At 35.8% G+C, this 7860-nt stretch carries 5 protein-coding genes; 1 reads left to right on the plus strand and 4 read right to left on the minus strand.

Features of this window, described 5'->3' with window-relative positions:
• Positions 1 to 17: 17 nt before the first annotated feature.
• The 4 genes from AC5YCE_RS10900 to AC5YCE_RS10915 all read right to left on the minus strand — a co-directional run bounded on the left by AC5YCE_RS10900 (position 18) and on the right by AC5YCE_RS10915 (position 5824).
• The gene (locus tag AC5YCE_RS10900; protein WP_496172051.1) at positions 18 to 2138 is read right to left on the minus strand and encodes a 3'-5' exonuclease; all 2121 of its coding nucleotides are present in this window, start codon (positions 2136 to 2138) and stop codon (positions 18 to 20) included.
• A gap of 403 nt (positions 2139 to 2541) precedes the next feature.
• Complete coding sequence (locus tag AC5YCE_RS10905; protein ID WP_496172052.1) at positions 2542 to 3099, minus strand: hypothetical protein; 558 nt, start codon at positions 3097 to 3099, stop codon at positions 2542 to 2544.
• 60 nt (positions 3100 to 3159) lie between these two features.
• Positions 3160 to 4434, minus strand: coding sequence for a glutaminase (locus AC5YCE_RS10910; RefSeq protein WP_496126332.1), 1275 nt, complete (start codon positions 4432 to 4434; stop codon positions 3160 to 3162).
• Between the two features lie 229 nt (positions 4435 to 4663).
• Positions 4664 to 5824, minus strand: coding sequence for a GGDEF domain-containing protein (locus AC5YCE_RS10915; RefSeq protein ID WP_496172053.1), 1161 nt, complete (start codon positions 5822 to 5824; stop codon positions 4664 to 4666).
• Positions 5825 to 6407: 583 nt separating this feature from the next.
• On the opposite strand from AC5YCE_RS10915, the gene AC5YCE_RS10920 reads away from it, so the two are divergent.
• Positions 6408 to 7556, plus strand: a complete 1149-nt coding sequence (locus tag AC5YCE_RS10920; RefSeq protein ID WP_496172054.1) for a GGDEF domain-containing protein — start codon at positions 6408 to 6410, stop codon at positions 7554 to 7556.
• Positions 7557 to 7860: the final 304 nt, after the last annotated feature.

Genomic DNA, 7860 nt, shown 5'->3' on the forward strand with positions numbered 1-7860 from the left:
AATGCTCTAAACAAACTTTATTCAATTAAACGTAATTTCTTTAAACGCGCACGAATCCCACCCTCTTTCCGATTATGACGTTTCGCAATTTCTTTAATCGATAGTTTTTCTTCCACAAAAGCATCAATCAATCTGACCTCTTCATCTTCAGTCCACTTTTGTCCAATCATACTATCGCTCGTAGTTGTATCTTCTTCTTGTTCTTCATCAATAGCTTGATCGGACTTTTCCACACTTACTTCTACTGAGGTCTGCGCTTCATTGGTAATAGGCTGATTTTTTTCATGAATTTCTCTGACATCCGCCAAAAATCCTTTATCTTCACAGCCTAAAATAAACAGCTTATTTTGCGCACGAGTCATTCCCACATATGCCAATTTACGTTCAGAATCAATATCTCGATTTTCACCAATCCGTGGCATGTAATCCATGCCGACAAAAAACACATACGGGAACTCTAAGCCTTTAGAAGACTCCACATTCATGACTTTAATAGAATTTTTCTGCAAATCTAAAGCTTTCTTCTCTGGACCGCTAAAGATAAATTCAACTTCCGTTTCGGGTACATATTCATTTAACTTGGCTTTTAATTCCGTCATAAAACTATCGTATCCACTCGATTTTGCCTGCAATACAGCAATCTCGCGGGCAGATACATCGGAGTGAATTAATTGTCTTATTTTTCTTGCGATCAAGTCCGCTAAATGACGCACATCATTTTGGTGATAAATACTTGGATATTCTCCAGCTTTACACTCTCCCGTATCAGGGTCGAGTACACGATCATAGTCATCATTATTTTGTAGACTTTCTAATTCTTTCGGATTCAAAAAGGCTTTGGCGATGTCCAAGATCTCTTTGGTATTGCGGTAACATTTTGATAGTTCGACAGGTTTCTTCCCTTGTACCTCTAAACCTACCGAACGCCAACTTGGTCTTTTTCGATTAAAAATATTCTGTGCAGGATCGTAGCAAAATAAAATATGATTACTTTCAGATTTGACTAATTTAGATAATCCAACGATCCACTCTTGTGCAAAGTCCTGTCCTTCATCAATCAGAATCGCATCATATTTCTGCGTATCTTTTAATAGATTACTGTCAATATAATCCAATAAAATCTGACCTACACGCGTGTTGTAATCCGATTGTTTTTCTTTAGGTAGCATCGATAAATTTGCACGAGTGATTTGTTTAACCAAACTATGGAAATTTAAAATCTCAATCTGCTGATCACAATCATCACCAAACATATGCTTTAAGTGATTACATAACGAATTGTTGTAACACACCACCAAAATCTTATGTTCAGGATAGATCGTCTTTAAATATTTAGCCCGACATGCCAATACCAAGGTTTTACCACTACCCGCCACGCCTTTTAATATACGATGACCATCACCAATATTTTTAGCAATAGATTCTTGAGACAAATCTAAGGCTTTCACCTCTTGTGGCTGTATTTCAAATAACTCATCTTGTGTAAATTTATTCACCCGAATTTCTGGAAAAATCATATAACGTAATAGCTTTTCTTCAGTTTCGCTTAAAGGCTGAAATGGAAAAGCTACATCACGAAATGCGTTGATCAGTTTTTGTTTAAAGGTTTTATTTTCTGCAACGAGGCGTAGATCTTCTTTAAAGATGGTTTTATGTGCAGTACTAATTGAAGGCAAACTTAGATGGATTTCATCCGCCTCATCTTGTTTAAGTTCGGTATAAATCACACAACTTGTAATTGGAAATTTAACATTTCCTTGATAAGCCCCTTGATCCTGTACAAAGACCGCAGTTTTCTTAAATTGATTCAGAATATTTAACATGCATTTGCGAACTTGTTGCTCAGGGTTTGCCACTGTCACAATCTGTTGTTCATTTTTATTATAAAAACGCCCACTAAATTTTTCAGGATTGAGCGTTTCAAACCGGTCTTTTGACCAATCTTTAACTTCGATTACCAATAGACCATGGTTCGGCAGCCAAACAATAAAGTCAGTATAGCGATTTAAAGCTTTAGGCTCATGCCAGATAATCGCCTTTTCATCTTTAAAAACATGTTCGAGTAATTGATAGACTTTACGCTCCCCACCGCTCGCAGATTTTAACTGTTGTATGCTAGTAGGGATCAATTCAGCCACGATAAGAAACTCTCTAATTTTAAATAATGGTGTAATTCAATAAAAGTGTATGCACTTAATTCAATAATAGTATAGTTTAAAAAACATCAACTCGTATTAGTACATTAGTATACATTTCATTCATTATATGACTATTTGCTCTATCAAAAGCAGTTATTATACAATCTCTCCTTTTTCATTTTTCGGATGCTGATGTACAACTTTATCTCAACCTTGTTTAAAAAGTAGATAAGTTATTTAATTGAAAGACAACGAGATAATAAAAGTATAAAAAACAGCAAAAAAATCTCAAATTCCAAATAAAAAAATCTCTTTCTTCTCTAATACTCAGTCATGGCTGAATTGCGAACGGCTCATATTCGATCTAAAAACATAGTTTTTCTCAATCTCAAAAGCGCTACGGCTAACAATTATCAAAATTTAAACGATAACGCTGTAATTTTCCTGCTTTGAAGATAAATTGAATTGAATCATTGCCATCCTTTGCAATATCTGCGCTGAAAACATTTGGATTTGTTTCATCCTCATAAATGAACGCTTTAAACTTCTTTTTAAACGCCTGTTGATTCATCGTATCGACAATACGTTGTTGGTGAAAAATAACGCCGTTTGAACCATTCATGACCACTTCTTGAATTTGTCCATTATCAAGCACGGTAAAGTCTCCATAACGATATTGATCTGGGAAATGACCACCATTACATTCATCTTCACCACCTCGAATCACCTGTTTAGGCTTCGGTAGCATTTTAAGATTCATCTCCAAATGAGTTTGTACTTTCCCATGAATAATCGGCTGAACATAGCTTTCAGCAAAAATATGCATCGGTAACAAACCGAAGATTAAACTCACGACGCATTGTGAAAATATAGATCCGCGAGCATCTTGCTTCATTTTGATTTTATGGTTTTGTGTTTCAATCATGTTCACTTTGATGATTCTCTTTTTAATCAATTTCATTTTCTATTCACTTTGAATGTTCACTGGCTTTATTTTTAATTCAGCTTTATTTATTTTAAATCAATCAACTCGTTCATTTATACAGTCTTCTATAAGAGGATAGGAATTCAATGTTCTAGCCTGATGTGTCTGTTTCTGTCGTATAAGCTGATCAGGATCAATTAAAGCGACAAAGTGCCCATCGTCCATGAGTCGATCGATCCCCTCAATCAACATACGACGCCCTACATCATGGATAAAAGAGAGATTATTTAAATCAAAAACAATCTTATTCGATGCCACTGGTTCATTTTCCAGGATTCGCAATAACATCTCAGCTTCAGCAAACTGTAATGCACCAACCAATTCATAGATCACAATAGAATCATTACCTTGGGGTGAATAACGACGTTGCACAATGGTTTGCGCCGAAGGTATACCCTCCATCAAATGCAAACCCATATCTCGTGATAATTGCTCAAAGATATCCACGCCTCTGACACTATTACCATGGTCATCCAATTTTGGTGAAAATACGGCTATACCTACCTGCCCAGGGAGTACACCAATAATTCCACCCGCCACACCACTTTTCGCAGGTATACCGACTGTGGTTAACCAATCCCCCGCAGCATCGTACATACCGCAAGTCATCATCACGCTCAGCACCTGACGCACAACATTACGCTCAATCAGTCTTTTACCTGTTTGCGCCTGAATTCCACCGTTTGCTAAGACGCTGGTCATCTTCGCCAAATCATTCACGGTTACTTTTATTGCACATTGTTTGATATAGCCATGTACGATTTCAACAGGATCTGACTCAAGCACCCCAACTGTACGGAGCATATAGCCAATCGACAGATTTCGAAACGCAGTCTCTAATTCAGATTGATAAACCGGCTGATCAAACTCCAACTCACGCCCTGCAAGCTCACTCAAGAATTGTCTCAGTGTCTCTGCACGATCAGTGTATGCATCAAATGGTAGTAGGGAATGTGTCGTGATCGCCCCTGAATTGATCATCGGATTTTTAGGTAAATTCTCTCGATCTAAAGCAATCTGATTAAAAGCCTCACCTGAAGGTTCGACACCTACTTTAGATAAAATGCTATCGAAACCATGTGTTGTGAGTGCTAGTGCATAAGCAAAAGGTTTCGACATAGATTGAATAGTAAATTCAACATCCACATCTCCACTCGAATAAATAACACCATCTACCGTTGAAAGTGCCAGTGCTAATTTATTCGGATCTGCATTCGCCAGTTCAGGGATATAATCTGCCAATGCCCCCTCATGGTTTAAATCACAATTGGATAAGACTTGATTCAAGTAATCTGGTACAGGGCTTTTCATCATGAACCTCTAAATCATTTTATTTTTTATCATCATAAAAATAACGTTATACATTTAACGCTTGAGCACCATGTAAGTTACCAAAGCCAGATCGTGATTAAAGTTTACAAATGTATAGCATCGGGCGTTGCCAAAACTCTAAGATAGTTTTGCATCAGGATTTCAATAACCACTAAGAAATCCATCCCTCAGTAAGCAGCTAAGATCAATTTTAATGTTAGTAGCGCTTTTAAATCGCACACTGAACCTGATTACGTCCTTGCTCCTTTGCTAAATATAAAGCCTGATCTGCACGTTTAATCACTTGTTCATGCGTCATACCATCTTGGTAAATCGAAATACCAAAACTTGCCGTAATTTGAATCGTAAGATTATCCTGAATGATGAAATTCTCCTGTTCAATCTGTTGACGACATCGCTCCGCAATCTCCTTCATTTTATCTAGATCAGATGTTTGTAAAATCATTAGAAACTCCTCACCACCGAAACGCCCGACCATATCATTTCCACGAATATTCACACTTAAAACATGAGCCACACGTCGTAACACATGATCCCCCACGTCATGTCCAAAACGATCATTAATGGATTTAAAATGATCTAAATCGATCAATATCACTGCATAAGACGAATTGAGTTGATGTAGTTTTTTTAAATCTCGGTCAATAACGCGTCGATTAAATACACCCGTCAGCGGATCTTTTTGGCTAATTTCATTAACCCAGTTTTCACGATTTCGCCACTGCAGCAACAAAATCTCAAAAATAACAACACTGGCAAAAAAAATCGGAATGTAAATAATCAACATGCTATACACCCAAAAGGTGTTATAAATCAAAATCGATTGATTCAGCGCTTCACTGAATAAAGGTGCATAAGGAATGATTTGATATGCACTGAGGAAAATGAGTGCCAGTAATACAACCGTCATTGGAATCAATGCGGTATATACAATATTTCTAGTGAATAGAACCAAGCCTAAACAGATCAAATTGACATAGGCGGCAATCGTTGCTGGACTACCGATACCAATAAAATAACCATTAAACATATAAATAGAACACAGAACGATTACCGCTATATAGGGCATATATTGTTGGGTAAATGATGCATGTTTGAATCGTATGCAGACCCAAACCATCCCCCAAAATAGCATGAATCCCGCTACGTTATAGATCAGAAAGGGAAGATAATGATCCTGATTAATCCATTGTTGATTTTGAGGATTTGCATTCGAAAAATAAATCCACAAAAACCATTTAATAAAATCATTAGCCCCTAAAATTAAGATCAGAATGGACTTAGTCAAGTTACTACTGTTGAGTAAAGAGCTCCTGAGCATAAATTGGTGTAATGAATCAATCTGTCTGTGCCAAATGCTTTTGCTCATACGTCCTTTATTTGCTATTAGAATTATGTTTTGAATTCCATATGCTGAGTTTTTTAAAATTAAATCAATCAATAATTTTGCTTAGGAACCCTTTCATTTTTAATGTCTCAATATTCTTAATTTTCTCCGTCTCTTGTTTGGCTTGCACATGCATTTACATTAAAAAAGTGCTGATCCTCTGCTAGAACGTCCTTCTTATTCTTACTAAAAACTGCCCTTTAATCGATTAATTAAAAAATCATTTGTCATTTTATTTTTTGCTTAGGTCAGCTTAATTCTGAATATCAATACGATCATTGATATTTATCTATTACGGGACAATTTAATCGCACAGCTATTAATATTTAGATTAAATGAAGATCATATTTTCAAGCTAAAAATCAAAACTTGTCACATAATTTATGTTCTAGTTCGAACTTATCTCCTTAAAATATCAGTTATTTTTTAATAAATACATATCTAATTTATATATTTATATTTATGATAAAAAGTAATCAGAATGCAAAAAATTGCTCAACAAAATTACGATTTAAAAGATCATCACCTGAGATGATGACGTGAAAAAGAGGTTGAAATAACGACCATGATCATTGAAAACTTAAACTTTTTTAGTCTGATTATTCCTGCTTTCTTGATTGTCATTGGTTTATGCGTTGTCTGCTTTAACCTAATCAAAGTATTACCAAAATATATTACATGGCATGGAGTCGCAACAGTTTGCATTGGGCTGTGTATTTTATTGCATACCATTCTAGCGCACTCAGTCATGGCTTATAGCATTGCACTGGTACTTGGCATATTTTTGCTTGCTTCTATTTTTATCACTCATGCTGTCCATCATCGGCTCGATATAGAAACACATTGGGGCAATATCGTATTCGTTGCCTTAATTGGCTTTTGCTTACTCTTTTACTTCTCAGCGATTCAAGATAATCAAGATATACGACATTTAATTTTAGGCATCACGATTTCATCTATTTTTGGAAATCGTATTTATGAAATCTGGTCACTAAAACCACGCATGTATGTCGATCTTGGTCTTAAATATGTCGTCTGTTTTATCGTCTTTATTGCGGTTTTTCGTGGCATGATTTTATTTATGATCATGGACAACAACAAACTTGTTTCAGATAGTGAAAATATTTGGGCAACTACTCAATTACTGCTCATCATATTGGATTTACTGTTTTTTGGTTTGTTTATCGGCTGTGCTCTACAAGACCAGATGAGAAAACTAAGAGTCGAACGTAATATTGATCCACTCACGGGATTACTGAATCGTCGTGCGTTAAATGAACGGATCAACGCACTTACCCAATCAAATTCGATCCAAAATGCGTTATTGCTGTGTGATTTAGATTATTTTAAGAAAATTAATGATACTTATGGACATCCTATCGGTGACGAAGCATTGAAGCATGTCAGTTCAATTATGCGTAAATCGATTCGTCCTTATGACGAAATTTCACGCATTGGTGGTGAAGAATTTGTAATCGTACTGAAAGATGTGAATCATGAGATTGCATTAAATATTGGAGAACGCATACGCAAAGCGATAGAATCCCAACCACTCATCATTAATGGGAAAACTATTCCAATTACAATCAGTATCGGTATGGATTTTTTTAATCATCGAATTAAGTTTGACCAAACTATGGAGTCTGCCGATTTACTTCTTTATCAAGCAAAGAACATGGGACGTAATCAAATTCAGTGGCAACTCATCCCTTAAATAAAGTAGTTAACCCGAATCCTGCTTAAGGAAATGAGATCATTCATCTTGAGACTTATCCATCATTTTGAGCATAAAAAAGTCTATGCTTTGGTCTGATAACACTAAAAACTAATCATAAAATTACATTTAGCTTATGATTTTAAAGAAAAATCCTTATCCGCGATTCGGGTTAGTTATAGCTAAAAAACCAATATGAGCTACAATAGAAAAAACACTAAGATTTAGGATCATGCCAAAAACATATTCTGTCGATCTACGCGAAAAAGTCATGCAGTTTTATAAAGAATCACAGCATAAATCC

Source organism: Acinetobacter sp. CY79, from assembly GCF_059515845.1.